10 protein-coding genes are annotated in these 14,842 nt (G+C 71.7%); 6 read left to right on the forward strand and 4 right to left on the reverse strand.

Features of this window, described 5'->3' with window-relative positions; genetic code table 11:
- Nucleotides 1-97: 97 nt before the first annotated feature.
- Nucleotides 98-2,290: an MMPL family transporter gene (locus tag CP982_RS08620; RefSeq protein WP_150509978.1), complete on the forward strand. Its 2,193-nt coding sequence runs from the start codon at nucleotides 98-100 to the stop codon at nucleotides 2,288-2,290.
- Between the two features lie 35 nt (nucleotides 2,291-2,325).
- On the opposite strand, the gene CP982_RS08625 is transcribed toward CP982_RS08620, so the two are convergent.
- Entirely contained in the window at nucleotides 2,326-3,795 is a 1,470-nt protein-coding gene (locus tag CP982_RS08625; RefSeq protein WP_150509979.1) for an RsmB/NOP family class I SAM-dependent RNA methyltransferase, read from the reverse strand.
- 71 nt (nucleotides 3,796-3,866) lie between these two features.
- Nucleotides 3,867-4,811, reverse strand: coding sequence for a methionyl-tRNA formyltransferase (gene fmt, locus CP982_RS08630; RefSeq protein ID WP_150509980.1), 945 nt, complete (start codon nucleotides 4,809-4,811; stop codon nucleotides 3,867-3,869).
- Between the two features lie 551 nt (nucleotides 4,812-5,362).
- On the opposite strand from fmt, the gene CP982_RS08635 reads away from it, so the two are divergent.
- The gene (locus CP982_RS08635; protein ID WP_144002339.1) at nucleotides 5,363-5,905 is read left to right on the forward strand and encodes a hypothetical protein; all 543 of its coding nucleotides are present in this window, start codon (nucleotides 5,363-5,365) and stop codon (nucleotides 5,903-5,905) included.
- 118 nt (nucleotides 5,906-6,023) lie between these two features.
- Here the strand turns inward: CP982_RS08635 and CP982_RS08640 are convergent, their stop codons facing one another.
- Complete coding sequence (locus CP982_RS08640; protein WP_150509981.1) at nucleotides 6,024-8,174, reverse strand: primosomal protein N'; 2,151 nt, start codon at nucleotides 8,172-8,174, stop codon at nucleotides 6,024-6,026.
- 222 nt (nucleotides 8,175-8,396) lie between these two features.
- Here CP982_RS08640 and CP982_RS08645 point away from each other — a divergent pair, with 222 nt between their 5' ends.
- The 4 genes from CP982_RS08645 to CP982_RS08660 all read left to right on the forward strand — a co-directional run bounded on the left by CP982_RS08645 (nucleotide 8,397) and on the right by CP982_RS08660 (nucleotide 13,558).
- Entirely contained in the window at nucleotides 8,397-9,707 is a 1,311-nt protein-coding gene (locus CP982_RS08645) for a helix-turn-helix domain-containing protein (protein ID WP_229879020.1), read from the forward strand.
- Between the two features lie 12 nt (nucleotides 9,708-9,719).
- Complete coding sequence (locus CP982_RS08650; protein WP_150509982.1) at nucleotides 9,720-10,475, forward strand: toll/interleukin-1 receptor domain-containing protein; 756 nt, start codon at nucleotides 9,720-9,722, stop codon at nucleotides 10,473-10,475.
- A gap of 323 nt (nucleotides 10,476-10,798) precedes the next feature.
- Nucleotides 10,799-12,433, forward strand: a complete 1,635-nt coding sequence (locus tag CP982_RS08655) for a hypothetical protein (protein ID WP_150509983.1) — start codon at nucleotides 10,799-10,801, stop codon at nucleotides 12,431-12,433.
- Nucleotides 12,434-12,454: 21 nt separating this feature from the next.
- A complete protein-coding gene (locus CP982_RS08660; protein ID WP_150509984.1) occupies nucleotides 12,455-13,558 on the forward strand; it encodes a hypothetical protein in 1,104 nt (367 codons plus the stop codon).
- Nucleotides 13,559-13,620: 62 nt separating this feature from the next.
- Here CP982_RS08660 and metK read toward each other — a convergent pair whose 3' ends face one another.
- Complete coding sequence (gene metK / locus CP982_RS08665; protein ID WP_144002349.1) at nucleotides 13,621-14,835, reverse strand: methionine adenosyltransferase; 1,215 nt, start codon at nucleotides 14,833-14,835, stop codon at nucleotides 13,621-13,623.
- Nucleotides 14,836-14,842 lie beyond the last annotated feature (7 nt).

The following is a 14,842-nucleotide window of genomic DNA, read 5'->3' on the forward strand; positions in this document are numbered from 1 at the left end:
GCGGTGCGCGGGCCGTCCCCTCGCGCCCTCCCGCACCCGCACGGCGCGTGCCATGCTGGCCGTCCACCGGCAGCGCGTGGGGCGGCAGGGGGCACCTATGCCAGGAACGCCGAGAACGCAGCGCGAGCGGGGCCAGGCCCGCCAGGGGGTGGCGTGGCTGGTGTGCGGGCCGCGCGTCAAGTGGCTGGTGCTCGGGTTCTGGCTGGTCGTCCTCGTCGTCGCGGCGCCGTTCGCGCAGAAGCTCGCCGACGAGCAGGACAACACCACCTCGTCCTGGGTGCCGCGGTCCGCCGAATCCACCCAAGTCCTGGACATCTCCGAGGAGTTCAGGCCCGAGACGATGCCGATGGTCGTCGTGTACGCGCGCGAGGGCGGCCCCTTGACGGCCGCGGACCGCGAGCGCATCGACAAGGGCGTCGGCGGGATCAAGCAGCTGCGCTCCCACTGGATCCGCGGGGACGAGACCCGCGGCCCGGCCTTCGACAGGAAGGACGGCGGCAAGAAGGGCGGCGAGGCCCGCGCGGCCCAGGTGTACGTGCCGCTCACGGTGAACAACGACACCTACAACGACCTGCCGGACGCCGTCGACGACGTGCGCGACGCGGTGGGCGAGAGCGCCGACGGCCTGGACGTCTACGTCACCGGCCCGGCCGGGATCAATGCGGAGTTCTCAAAGGCCTTCGCCGACATCGACTCGACGCTCCTGCTCTCCGCGGGCGCCGTCGTCGTGGTGGCGCTCCTGATCACCTATCGCAGCCCCGTCCTCCTGCTCGTCCCGCTGTTCTCCGCGGTCGTCTCGCTCTTCGTCGCCCAGGCGCTGATCTACGTGCTAGCCGAGCACGCGGGCCTGACGGTCAACGGCCAGAGCGCGGGCATCCTCACCGTGCTCGTCTTCGGCGCGGGGACGGACTACGCCCTGCTCCTGGTCGCCCGCTACCGCGAGGAGCTGCGCCGCCACGAGGACCGGCACGAGGCGATGGCCCTCGCCCTGCACCGGGCGGGGCCCGCCGTCATCGCCTCCAGCGCGACGGTCGTCCTGAGCATGCTGGTGCTGCTCGTGGCCGAGATGAACTCCACCCGCGGCCTTGGTCCCGTCGCCGCCATCGGTGTGGGCGTCGCGCTGCTCGTGATGCTGTCGCTGTTCCCCGCCCTGCTCGTGATCTGCGGCCGCTGGCTGTTCTGGCCGAAGATCCCGCGCCACGGCACCGCCGACCCCGCGGAGAAGGGCGTGTGGGCGCGCATGGGCCGCCGCATCGCGCGCCGCCCCCGCGTGACGTGGGTCGTCACCGCGATGGCGCTCGCGGCACTGGCCCTCGGCCTGACGCAGCTGCGCGCGGCGGGCGTCAGCAACGAGGACGCTTTCCTCGACAAGCCCGACTCCGTCACCGGCCAGGAGGTCTCGGCGGACTACTTCCCGGCGGGCAGCGGCGACCCCCTGGTCGTGGTCGCCGACAAGGCCAAGGCCGAGGACGTCGGCCGCGTCGTGAGCGGCACCCGCGGCGTGGACCCGGCGACGGTGGCCGTGCCGCCCGGCACGAAACCCGAACACGACGGCAAGGTCCTGTACGAGGCGACCCTCACGGACCCGTCCGACAGCGAGGCGGCCAAGGACACCGTCGAACGGGTGCGGGACGCCGTCCACGACGTACCCGACGCGGATGCGAAGATCGGCGGCGGCACGGCCACGCTGCTCGACATGGACAAGGCCACGATCCACGACGACAAACTGGTCATCCCGCTCGTGCTCGTGGTGGTCCTGCTGATCCTCGGCGTGCTGCTCCGGGCGATCGTGGCGCCGCTGCTCCTCATCGCCACCGTGGTCCTGTCCTTCTCCACGGCCCTCGGCATCAGCGCGCTCGTCTTCCGCCACGTCTTCGACTTCCCCGGGGAGTCGACGGACTTCCCGCTGTTCGTCTTCGTCTTCCTCGTGGCCCTGGGCATCGACTACAACATCTTCCTGACCACCCGCATCCGCGAGGACGCGGGCACGCACGGCACCCGCACCGGCGTCGTGACGGGACTGGCAGCCACCGGCGCGGTGATCACCTCGGCGGGCCTGGTCCTCGCGGGCACCTTCGCCGTCCTCGGCACGATCCCGATGGTCGCCTTCGTGGAAGTGGGCTTCGCGGTCGCCCTGGGCGTCCTCCTGGACACCTTCGTCGTCCGCTCGATCCTGGTCACCAGCCTGTTCCTGGACGTCGGCCCGAGGATCTGGTGGCCGCACGCCCTGGCCGAGGAACAGCCGAAGCGATCGAGCCCACCGGGAGATGCGAGCCCGTCCGACGTCTGAGGACGGGCGCGCGGCGCGCCGAACGGGCCCCAGGGTCACCCCGTACGCCGGATGACCGCCAAGTACATCGCGTCCGTACCGTGCACGTGAGGCCACAGCTGCACATCGGGCCCGTCGCCAAGGCCTGCGACCCCGGGGAACAGCGGCCGCGCGTCGACCAGCTCGGCGCCGCCGTCCCCCTGCTTGAGCACGTCGTCCACGACGGCCCGGGTCTCCGCGAGGTGCGGCGAACACGTGGCGTACCCGACGACGCCGCCCACGCGCACGGACTCCAACGCCTTTCGGAGCAGCGACCGCTGTAGCGGAGCGAACCCTTCCAGGTCCTCGGGGCGCCGCCGCCACCGCGCCTCGGGCCGCCGCCGCAGCGCGCCGAGGCCGGTGCAGGGCACATCCATGAGGACCCGGTCGAAGGTGCCGGGCCGCCACGGCGGACGCGTGCCGTCGGCCGCGATGACCTGGTAAGGGCCGGGGTTCCCCGCGAGGGCCTGGCCCACGAGCCCGGCCCGGTGGGGCTGCTTCTCGGAGGCGAGCAGGACCGCCCCGCGCTCGGCCGCGAGCCCCGCGAGCAGCGCGGCCTTGCCACCGGGCCCCGCGCACCCGTCGAGCCACTTCGTGTCAGGACCCTCGATCGGCACGTCCGCGAGGGCGCGGGCGACGAGCTGACTGCCCTCGTCCTGCACCCCGGCGCGCCCCTCGCGGACCGCGTCGATCCGCCCGGGCTCGCCGCCCTCGGCGAGCCGCACGGCGTACGGCGACCAGCGCCCCGGCACGGCGGCCTCGGTGCCGAGCGCGTCGAGCAGCTCGGCGGCCGTGGACCGGCCGGGCCGGGCCACCAGGGTCACCTCGGGCCGTTCGTTGTCGGCTTCGAGCAGGTCCTCGATGCCGGCCCTGCCGCCGCCGAGCGCGTCCCACAGCGCCGAGACGACCCATCGCGGATGCGAATGCACCACGGCGAGATGGTCCTCGGGGTCGTCGTCGTACGGCGGTGCGACCTTCTCCAGCCAGCCGTCGAGGTCGTCGCCCGCGACCTTGCGCAGCACCGCGTTGACGAACTTGGCCCGTCCGTCGCCGAGGACCACGCGCGCCAGCTCCACGGACGCGGACACGGCGGCGTGCGTGGGGATGCGGGTGCCGAGCAGCTGGTGCACGCCCAGGTTCAGCACGTCGAGCACGGGCGGGTCGACCTCGCGCAGCGGCCGGTCGATGCAGGCCGCGACGATCGCGTCGTACGTGCCCTGGCGGCGCAGCGTGCCGTAGACCAGCTCCGTGGCGAGGGCCGCGTCCCGGGCGTCGAAGTCGCCCTTGTCACGGGCCTTGCGCAGCAGGGGCGGAAGGACCAGGTTCGCGTACGCGTCGCGTTCGTCCACGGCCCGCAGCGCCTCGAAGGCGAGGAAGCGCACGGGGTCCTTCTGCGGGCGCCGGTAGGGCTTGTGGGGCCTGCCGGGCTTCCCGGACTTCCCGGGGTTCGCCTGGGTGCGAGGACGGCGGCTCGGCTGGTCGTTCAAAGGTGCTCCGCTGTGAGGATCCGACGTCCGCCAAGGCCGTCGGCCCGCTGCGGGCCGACGGACGGACCAGTTCAGCGTACGTCGCCCGCGCCCAAGGTCTCACCCGGGGCGATCCGCACCCCGCGGGCCCAGTCGGCGGCGGCCATCGGCTTCTTGCCCTGCGCCTGCACCCACAGCAGCTCCACGGCGTACGAACCCGTGCCGACGTACAGGTTCTTCTTGCCGACGGAGAGCTCACCGGGCGCGAGGTCGGTGCGGTCCGGCACCGGCACGGCCTGGATCAGCTTGAGGCGCTCGCCGCGGAAGACGGTCCAGGCGCCCGGCGCGGGGGTGCAGCCGCGCACCACGCGGTCCACGCGGAGCGCGGGCGTCGCCCAGTCGACGCGCGCGTCCTCGACCGTGATCTTCGGTGCGAGGGTGACGCCGTCGGCGGGCTGCGGAAGGGCGGTCAGCGAGCCGTCCTCGATGCCGTCCATGGTCGCGGCGAGCAGCCCCGAACCCGCGAACGCGAGACGGGTCAGCAGGTCACCGCTGGTGTCGGTGGGGCGGATCTCCTCGGTGACCGTGCCGTACACGGGGCCGGAGTCCAGGCCCTCCTCGATCAGGAAGGTCGAGGCGCCGGTGATCTCGTCACCGGCCATGATGGAGTGCTGCACCGGGGCCGCGCCGCGCCAGGCGGGCAGCAGCGAGAAGTGCAGGTTGACCCAGCCGCGGGCGGGGACGTCCAGGGCCGCCTTGGGCAGCAGCGCGCCGTAGGCGACCACCGGGCAGCAGTCGGGCGCGATCTCCCGGAGCCGGGCGAGGAACTCCTCGTCACGCGGCTTCGCGGGCTTGAGCACCTCGATCCCGGCCTCCTCCGCGCGCTCGGCGACCGGGCTCGCGACCAGCCTGCGGCCCCGTCCCGCCGGGGCGTCGGGGCGGGTGACGACGGCGGCCACCTCGTGCCGGCCGGAGGCGATCAGGGCGTCCAGGGCGGGGACGGCGACCTCGGGGGTGCCTGCGAAGACCAGCTTCACTGGGTGCTACCTCGGATTTCTGGGGGTCGGCGGCGGCTGTCGGCGGCGGCGCGCCGTGCGGTGACGGCAGCGCACCAGTCTATGGGCCGCCGCGGTTCTCGCCTCTGGGGGCGGCGCACGAACCCTTTTGACACCATTTCAGCTGACTTGACGGACCCGTCCCGGAAGAAGGCCCGACGAGCCGAGCGGCGGAGCTCGCGGAACGCGCCCCGGAACGCACTCCCGAGCCGTCCCGGCACCGCCCCGGGGACGCGGGAGGGTACACCGGGGAGGCGCTCCGGGGGCGTACGCACCCCCGCGCGCCCTGCGCATATGCGGATACGCCCTGGGACCGTGACCCCTTACGACGTAGCGCGTTGGTCAAGAAAAGGTTGACCGGAACGGGCCGCGCACGCGGCCCTCTCCTTCATTCCCCGCCGTTCCCCGTTCCCTGCTCCCCGTTCGCGCCGTTCCCGCCGTTCCCGGTGACTTCGTGTCCCCGCACCCGTCCCCCTCACCCCGACCACTCCCCAACACCCCGATCCCTCAACGCCGGTTCGAGAGGCTTGTTCATGGCCGACCACGCAACCCACGACGCCCAGGCACGGGCCAGCCTGCACCTCCTGGTACGGGACATCGAGCGGGTCCGCCGGCAGGTGGACGCACTGCGCACCCTCACCGCGCAGCTTGGCAACGTCTACCGCCCGCGTCGCTCCAGCCCCTCCGCGGGCTTCGTCGTGTACGGACGCGCACCCGCTCCGACCGTCCGCCTCGCCCAGGAACTGCGGGACAGCGTCGAGACGCTGGTCACCGCCGCGGTCGACTTCGACCGCTCCCTTGGCTTCTCGTGGGACGCGGTGGGCTCCGCGCTCGGCGTCACCAAGCAGGCGGTCCACCGCCGGTACGGCGCCCGCCGCACCACGGCGCAGACCACGACGACCGCCGAGCCGGACCGCGCCACCGAGCCCTCCGCCACGACCCGCACGGTCCCCGTGGGCGCCCCCCTCCCCTCCGTCCCCGCGGCCCGTGCCATGCCGACCCAGCCGACCGCGGGCAGCCCCGGCCTCCGTGACGACGTCCGCCCTGGCGCCTTCCCCGGCCCGCGCAACGGCTGACGTCCACGATGCCCCTCTGCCCGGGCCCGGGCAGAGGGGCATCGCTGTGTCCTGTGACAGGACGCCCAGCCCACCACCACCCGGCCATGACATCCCTCGGAAGCCCCACCGGCCCCCGTCACCCGATGTCCGCCGGATCGATCCGCACCCGAACCGCCTGCTGCGCCGCCACCCCCCGTGCCATCCGCGCGGCCTGCGCCGTCTTGAGGGCGCGGGCCAGGGCCGCGCCGCTGCCGGGAGGCACACGCACCAGGGCGCGCTCCCAGTGCTCGCCCGGTGGCGCGTCGCCGGGGCGGCGGGGGCGGCCGGGGTCGGTGGCGGGGACCGGTACGGGGCCGAGGATCTCGGCGTCCGACGGCAGCTCCGCCTGCGCGAGCAGTTCGGTGAGGGCCTCGGGGGTGCCCGTCACGGATGCCATCCGTGACACCGGCGGAAAGCCCAGCTCCGCCCGCTCGGACAGCTCCCGCACCGCGTGCCCGACCGGATCCCACCGGACCAGGGCCTGCACCGGCCGCAGCGTCGGCTCGGCGACGACCACCACCGTGCCGCCCGCGCCCTGGTCACGGACCAGCGCTGCGGCGCCGATCCACCGCCGCAGCGCGTCCTCGCCCGCCCGCAGGTCCGGCCGGCCGAGCATGGCCCAGCCGTCCAGGAGCAGCGCGGCGGCGTAGCCCCCCTCGGCCACGGGCTCCGCGCCCGGCGTGCTCACGACCAGGGCGGGCGCCCCGCCCACCGTGTCGAGCACCTGCTCGCGACCCGAGGTCCGCACCGGCACCGCGGGAAACGCCCGCCCCAGCTCCTCGGCGGTCCGCCGCGCGCCCACGACCTGCGCGCGCAGCCGGAAGCCCCCGCACTCGGGGCAGTGCCAGGCCGCCTCGTCCCGCCCGCACCAGCCGCACACCAGGGCCCCGGCGCCGCGCGCCTCCAGCGGCCCCGCACAGTGCCGGCACCGCGCGGGCTCCCGACACCGCTCGCACGCGAGCCGCGGTACGTACCCGCGCCGGGGCACCTGCACGAGGACCGGCCCGTGCTTCAGCCCGTCCCGGGCGATCTGCCAGGCCAGGCTCGGCAGCCGGGCCGCCCTGGCGGCCTCGTCGCGCGCGAGGTCGCCGTCCCCCACGGTCCGCACCAGCGGCGCCGCGGCCCGCACCTGCTCCCGGTCGGCCACCACGGGCACGGCCCAGCCGCTCTCGACGAGCTGCGCGGCCTCGACCGTGCAGCCCCAGCTCCCGAGGAGGAAGGCGCACCTGTCCCGCGACGCCCGCAGCTCCAGGACCTCCCGCACGTGCGGAAACGGCGCGTTGTCGTCACTGTGGCTGGCGTCGCCGTCGTCCCAGACGACCACGAGCCCCAGATTCCGCACCGGCGCGAACATGGCGGCCCGGGTCCCCACCACGGCCCGGACGGCCCCGCGCCGCACGGCCAGCCACTCCCGATAGCGCCGCTCCGGCCCCGCGTCGGCGGTCAGCAGCGCGTGCTGCCCCTCGCCGAGCAGCGCCCGCAGCGCCGCGTCCACCCGGGCCGCGGGCCGCCCCGCGGGCACGACGACGAGCGCGCCGCGCCCCGAAGCCAGCGTCGCCCGCACGGCCCGGGCGATCTCCTCGGCCCACAGCGGCCCCGGAAGCGCGGTCCACACGGCCCGGGGCGCCCCGCCCGCCGCGAGCGCCGCGACGAACTCGGGCCCGCGCGCATACCGACGCCACGACCCGGCCTCCGGCGCTGAAGGCGGCGCCGGGGCGGGCGGCGAGGGGCGCCCCTCGGCCCGTGCGTGCCGGGGCGGAATCGCCAGCTGCAGCACGTCCGCGAGGCTTCCCGCATAGCGGTCGGCCACCGCCCGGGCGAGCCCGAGCAGCTCCTCGTCGAGCACGGGCTCGGGCGACACGACCTGGGCGATGGCCGCCAGCGGTCCGCCGTAGTCCGAATCGGCGACGCGCTCGACCAGGAAGCCGTCGATCAGGCCACCGCCCTCGCGCCGCCCCTCGCGCACGTTCCGCGAACCGGCGCCGAAGCGCACGCGCACCCGCACCCCGGGCTGCGCCTGCTCGTCGAGCTCCCGCGGCACCGCGTAGTCGAAGTACCGGTCGAGGTGCAGCACGCCCTTGTCGACGACGACCCGCGCCACCGGCAGGTGCTCGGCGAGCGCGGCCCCGCGCCACGTCCGCGGCTTGGCCTTCGGCGCCTTCGCCTTCCGCACGCTCTCCCGAATGAGCGCAAGCTGCTCCGGCCCGTCGCCCGCCGCCCCGCCACCTGACCCGTTCTCGCTGCTCACAGCCAAATTCCTACCAGACGGGTCGGACAACCGACGGCGGCGGGACAACCGGCCCGTCCCCACCCCGCACGGGCACCCGCCTGGCCGATTTCGCTTTCTCGACACCCGGGGAGAGGTCGGGTTCCCTCCGGATGAGGAAACGGGAAACGCTCCATTCGCCTTGTTCGGACCGGTCGGCTGCCAGACGCTGAATTCCGGCGCTCACCGGCTACCGGCCGGAGAGTGACGGAGGTTGAAGTGCCGGAAGAGACACGCAACTTCGGACGGGAACTGCGCAGCAGGCGCCTGGACGCCGGGCTCTCCCTGGAACAGCTCGGTCAGCGCGTGCACTACAGCAAAAGCCAGCTCAGCAAGGTCGAGCGGGGCCTCAAACGTCCCACACCCGAGTTGGCACGCCTATGCGACGCCCAGCTCAAGGCCGACGGCGCGCTCGCTGATCTGATCCCGGCCCGCTCATCCCATCCGTCTCCGGTCAGTCCGGGTCACGACAGTGAGGTGTGGTTGATGCACGTGGACAAGGACGGCTCAAGCAGCATCCAGAGAATGACACGTCGTCGAGTGATCTCGGCGGGAGCGGCGTCCGCCTTGGCTCTGCAAGTGAGCGACGGTCTGGTCAGTCCGCCTCCCGACGAGACGGCAGCGACGGTCGTGGATGCGGCCCGCTTGGTCTTCGATCAGCTCCGGCAGCTCGGTCAAGCTTCCGGTCCCGCGGGGGTGCTGCCCGCTCTTGCCGCACAAGCTCACAGCCTCGAGCAGTTGGCCACGCACACGGGTCCCCATACGCGGCGAGCCCTGCTGCTCATCGCGTCACGCTACGCCGAGTACGCGGGATGGATGGCTCAGGAATGCGGCAAGGATGGGATGGCCCGCTGGTGGACCCAGCGCGCCGCGCGGCTCGCGGACGTCGGCGATGACCCTGACCTCGCGACCTACGCGAACGTCCGGCACTCGCTCATCAGCCTGTACCGAGGAGACGTCACTGAGTCCGGCCAGCTCGCCGAGCAAGCGCTGCGCAGTGACGCGTCCTCGCGCGTGCGTGGCCTTGCCGCGCAGCACCTGGCGCAGAGTGCCGCCGTGGCGGGCGACTACACAGCCTGCATGCGCAGTCTCGACCGTGCCCGTGAACTGCTGGCGCGGGACGTGGCTGATCCTGCTCAGCCGGTCCTCGGTACCTCGCACCTACCGGACGTGGTCTCGATGTTCACCGGCTGGTGCCTCTACGACTTGGGCCGCCCCGCACAGGCAGCGGCGCTGCTCGACAAGGAGACCAGCCGCGTTCCCGCACATGCCTTCCGGACACGCGGCCGACACAACGTCCGGCGTGCGCTCGCTCACGCCGCAGCCGGCGAGGTCGATCACGCGTGTGAGATCGCGTCCGAGGCCCTCACGTCCGTAGGTCTCACCCGCTCCGCGACGGTGACAGCCGACCTGCGCCGGCTCTCCCACACGCTTGGACGCCACCGCGACCGGCCGTCGGTGCGTGCCCTCGCTCCCGATCTGGCCGACGCGATCGCCTGCACGACCGCTTCCTAGAGAGGTCCAGCCATGCACGAGATCTTCATCAACTTCCGCACCAAGGGCGGCAAGGAGATCGCCTACATGTGCCAGCAGGCGCTGGCAGACAGGTTCGGCCCCGACAGCATCTTCCTGGCCGGCGGATCCATCGGGGTCGGGAACGACTTCACTAAGGCGTTACCCCAGGCGGTCCGCCGGAGCCGGGTCCTGCTCGTGATCGTCGACGAGCACTGGCTCGATGCCCCGGATCCCAAGAATCCGGGCAGGCGGGCTTTGGCCAACCCGCAGGACTGGGTGCGCCGCGAGATCGAGGAAGCCTTCGATTCAGGAGTGCTCGTCGTCCCCGTCCTGGCAGCACGCAAGCTGGAACAGCTCAACCCCCACCGCCTTCCCAAGACCATCGCGCAATTGGCGGTGTGCCAGTACGCGCGCGTCCAGCTGCGCACCTTCGCCACGGACCTGGTGAGCCTCGGCGACCGCCTTGTGCAGCAGGTCCCCGGCCTGGCCGCAATGGACAGGCAAGAGCCGACCCAGCGCAGTGATGAGTCCGACGAACGCACCAGCGTCCACAACAAGCGTCAGAGTGGTGGCATCGGGCACGTCGGCGGCTCAGTCGGAACGTTCGTCGGCGAATCCCACAGCCCCATGCACACCGGCAGCGGCGACATGGTCAACAACCACCACGAGAACGGTGACGGCACCACCTACTACACAGGGGACAACGGCACAGTCCGCCAGCGGTTCGGCCCTCGCACCCGCCCCACGCACGGAAAAGGCGAGCGGTGACGGAGAACGGCGGTACGTACGTCCACGAATCCCACGGCTCGGTACACGGAGGCGAGGGCCCTCAGTACAACTTCTACGTGGCTGCGGCGGCGGCCACATCCCGCCTCCGTGACCAGGCAGGACGTCGGCCCCGCACCATCTCTCGGACCGACCGCATCCACCTCTATCAACGTTTCGTGGATCCACCACAATTCACAAGGGTCCGCGAGGTGCTGCGAGAGGCTCGCGTCGTCCTGCTCGATGGCCCACCCGGCAGCGGTCGGCGTGCGGCAGCTGTGATGTTGCTGCACGAACTCCCGGACTCACAGGGAAGTCTTCACGAATTGCCCGACACCCTGGACGACTCCGCTGCTTCCGTCTTCGACGCACGCGAGGTAAGTGCCGGAGACCGACTCCTGCTGGACCTGTCGGAAGCAGAGGAGGCGCGGTATGTGGAGATCCAACGGGACCTCTTCGCCTTCCGTGACCGCCTCGGCCCGCTCGACGCCCATCTCGTCGTAGTGCTGCCGCGCCACCTCGGCTACCTGCTGCGCGACGACCTCAGGCACCTCAGCGCCGAGATCGGCCGCCCCAGCGGCATGCGCGTGCTCGCCAGGCACCTGCGGTGCGAGAACATCGAACCCACCGCTACACAGCTCGAAGGCAAGGAGCTCAGGAAGTACCTGGCCCGCGCTCCACTGCGTACGGTGGCGGCACTCGCCGACGGGATCAGGCGGCACCGCGACACCGATGGGGCGAATCGAGATTTCCCCCAGTGGCTCACCGCGGCCCTGGCCGACGAGCACGACCAGGCCGGCCGTGTCGCCGCGGACATCGCAGCCGAGGAAAGTGGGCGCCGCCGGGCACTGCTGCTGTCCCTCGCCATGTTCCACGGCTCACCACCGAGCACCATCCTCTCCGCCACGAACACCCTGCTCAAAGCCTTGAGCCACCCGCATGACGAGACTCCTCGGCTCGATCGCACCGATCTGTACGCGGAGTTCACCGCTGTGCGTGCCGAGGTCGACGCCGACGGCCGCGTGTCCTTCGCCCTACCGGGCTATGACAGCGCCGTTCGTGACCACTTCTGGACGTACATGCCGGATGTCAGGCGGCAGCTGCGCGACTGGTTCCGGGACTGCATGTCCTCGCCGGGCCTCGAACCTGCCGAACGGCAGGCGGCCGTCGCCCGATTCGCTGAACAGGGACTGCGCTGTCAGCGCCCGGAGGACCTCAGGGCCCTTGTGGAGCGGTGGGCACGCACCGACGCATCTCCGCGCTACCTGCCGGACGCGGCCCAACTCCTGGCGCTCGGCCTCTCCGATGACCAGCACGGCCGTTATTTCCGCCAACAGATCTACGACTGGTCCACGGCGGCAGACACGAACGAACGTCTGAGGCACACCCTCGTGCTGGTCTGTTCGGAGTCCATGGCACCCACCCACCCTGACCAAGCTCTGGTACGACTTCACCACCTGGCGCGCCGTGGCAAGGCCCGGGACGGCGTGGCCGCCCGGAAAGCGGTTCTGTCGCTGGCCCGCTCCGAGAACCGTCTCTATGAGTTGATGCTCACCCGGCTGAGTACGGACAGGGACCAGAACTCATGGGCAGAGAGGGACAGCGCCTTGTTCCTCGCACTGGCCGATCCCATCCGCCGCATCCGCTCGCCGCGTGTCCGGGCGTTGCTGGCCCAGGGGTGGTCGGCGGCGTTGCGCCGACCGGACGAGTCGTGGGCCGGGTACCTACCCCACTGGCTCAGCGCGTGCATCGAGTACGCCGAGCATCGGGGCCACATCCTTGAGGTTCTGGCCGCTGCCTGCGCTGCGGACTCCCGCACTGCCGGGCGTCTCTACCGGGCCGCGCGGGCATGGCAGCACGCGGCTGACGGAGCCATCGCCGATCGTGCGGACACCGTCGACCACCTGCTCCACGCGATCGATATCCAGCAAGGCATCGAGTCGTATCCAAACGCCGTCTGACGTGGACATCGGGGGTTCGCCATGCGTTCCGGCCAGAAGACCATGACGTTGTTCGTGACCATCATCTTGGGGCTGATCCTTGTCATCCTCGGCCTGAGCACGAGCTGGCCGCCGTGGGCCTGGCCCGCGACAGCCATGCTGTTGCTGCTCATCGCGGCCGTCACCCACAACGCCCTCAGCCGAGGCGCCGACGAGGTGTCGTCCGCCGCGGCCCCTGGGCCGCAGCCTGAACTCTTCACGCTGGAGCGCCCTGAGCGGCGGGTCACCCACGTCGCGCTGCCGAGTGCCACCCCTGACTACGACTTCTCGTTCGCCGCGACCGTTCTCTGGGCCGAACTGGAAGCCCCAGAGGACGCTCCGGTCATCAACCCCGCGGGTCTGGCGGTGAACGCCATCCTTCAACGAGCACAGCAACTCACGGAAGGGCAGCCACCCACGCGAAGCGCATTCGTGCAGCACCAGCTCAACGGGGCACTGGGCACCATGCGGATGGATCCCACGGGCCGTGTGCTGGCCATGGCCCAAGACGTATCGCTGAGCCTGCCGGAACAGGATCGCGAGCGCCTGAGCAAGCTCTCCGACGTCCGTAAGGACGAAGACGTCTGGGAGCACGAACGCAACTACGAACGGAGCAAAAGGACCTACCTCGGCAATGACGTCCTCAAGGACGCTGGCAGCGCTGTCGTCTGGTGGCTTTCACGCAACGACGAGGAAGTCGAAGGCACCGTCGATCGGATTGGCCTGCTGGCCCGCCTGTCGGCGGCGGCGAACAACGATGTGGTCGCGCCTCCCTTCGAGCACCTCGTATCACCGCCCCTTTCCGTCGCCGAACCGTTCGGGACCGACAGCGAACAGCAATCCCCCACCGGGTGGGCCGACGACTCGATCCCCTACGAGGCCGGAACGAGTGACGAAGCGGCAGGCACGGACACGGTCGATGCCTTCCTGAAATGGTTCGGCATCTCCCCCGACGCCCCGGAGCACGACCTGTTCGTCGAGCGGCTCATCAAGCTTGCCCACGCCCACGACAAGCCCGATGTCGTTGACGACATCCGGCGGCGCTTCGGGCCTCAAGACCCCGACGGGGACGACGACGTGTCGATGCCGAACGGCTCCGACGGCTGACGCACCGAGGCCCGGTGCCCCCGCTAAGGGGCACCGGGCCTCGGTGAACAAGCGACAGGAGATCAGCTCTCCAGACCCGCGGCCTTCCGCAGCGCGTCCACGCGGTCCGTCTTCTCCCACGTGAACTCCGGCAGCGAGCGGCCGAAGTGGCCGTACGCGGCGGTCTGGGAGTAGATCGGGCGGAGCAGGTCGAGGTCGCGGATGATCGCGGCCGGGCGGAGGTCGAAGACCTCGCTGATGGCCTGCTCGATCTTGTCCGTGTCGATGGTGTTGGTGCCGAAGGTCTCGACGAACAGACCGACCGGCTCGGCCTTGCCGATCGCGTAGGCGACCTGGACCTCGCAGCGCGAGGCGAGGCCCGCGGCCACCACGTTCTTGGCGACCCAGCGCATCGCGTACGCCGCCGAGCGGTCCACCTTGGACGGGTCCTTGCCGGAGAAGGCGCCGCCGCCGTGGCGGGACATGCCGCCGTAGGTGTCGATGATGATCTTGCGGCCGGTCAGGCCCGCGTCACCCATCGGGCCGCCGATCTCGAAGCGGCCGGTCGGGTTGACCAGGAGGCGGTAGCCCTCGGTCTCCAGCTTGATGCCGTCCTCGACCAGGGCCTTGAGCTCCGGCTCGACGACGAACTCGCGGATGTCGGGGGCGAGCAGCGACTCCAGGTCGATGTCCGACGCGTGCTGCGAGGAGACGACGACCGTGTCGAGGCGGACGGCCTTGTCGCCGTCGTACTCGATGGTGACCTGGGTCTTTCCGTCGGGGCGCAGGTAGGGGATGGTCCCGTTCTTGCGCACCTCGGAGAGGCGGCGCGAGAGGCGGTGCGCGAGGTGGATCGGGAGCGGCATCAGCTCCGGGGTCTCGTCGCAGGCGTAGCCGAACATCAGGCCCTGGTCACCGGCGCCCTGCCGGTCGAGCTCGTCCTCGTCGCCCTCGACACGGCTCTCGTACGCCGTGTCGACGCCCTGCGCGATGTCCGGGGACTGCGCGCCGATGGACACCGAGACGCCACAGGAGGCGCCGTCGAAGCCCTTCTTGGAGGAGTCGTATCCGATCTCGAGGATCTTCTCGCGCACCAGCTGCGCGATCGGCGCGTACGCCTTGGTCGTGACCTCACCGGCGACGTGCACGAGGCCGGTGGTGATGAGCGTTTCGACGGCGACCCGGGACGTCGGGTCCTCACGCAGAAGCGCGTCGAGAATGGTGTCGCTGATCTGGTCAGCGATCTTGTCGGGGTGACCCTCGGTCACGGACTCCGAGGTGAAGAGACGGCGGGACACATCGCTC

Source organism: Streptomyces spectabilis, assembly GCF_008704795.1.
GTDB lineage: Bacteria > Actinomycetota > Actinomycetes > Streptomycetales > Streptomycetaceae > Streptomyces > Streptomyces spectabilis.

Excerpts from the sequence above, each read along its gene's own strand:
- CP982_RS08650 (WP_150509982.1), top strand. The coding sequence starts at position 9,720 with ATGCACGAGATCTTCATCAACTTCCGCACCAAGGGCGGCAAGGAGATC.
- CP982_RS08620 (WP_150509978.1), top strand. The coding sequence starts at position 98 with ATGCCAGGAACGCCGAGAACGCAGCGCGAGCGGGGCCAGGCCCGCCAG.
- CP982_RS08635 (WP_144002339.1), top strand. The coding sequence starts at position 5,363 with ATGGCCGACCACGCAACCCACGACGCCCAGGCACGGGCCAGCCTGCAC.
- CP982_RS08660 (WP_150509984.1), top strand. The coding sequence starts at position 12,455 with ATGCGTTCCGGCCAGAAGACCATGACGTTGTTCGTGACCATCATCTTG.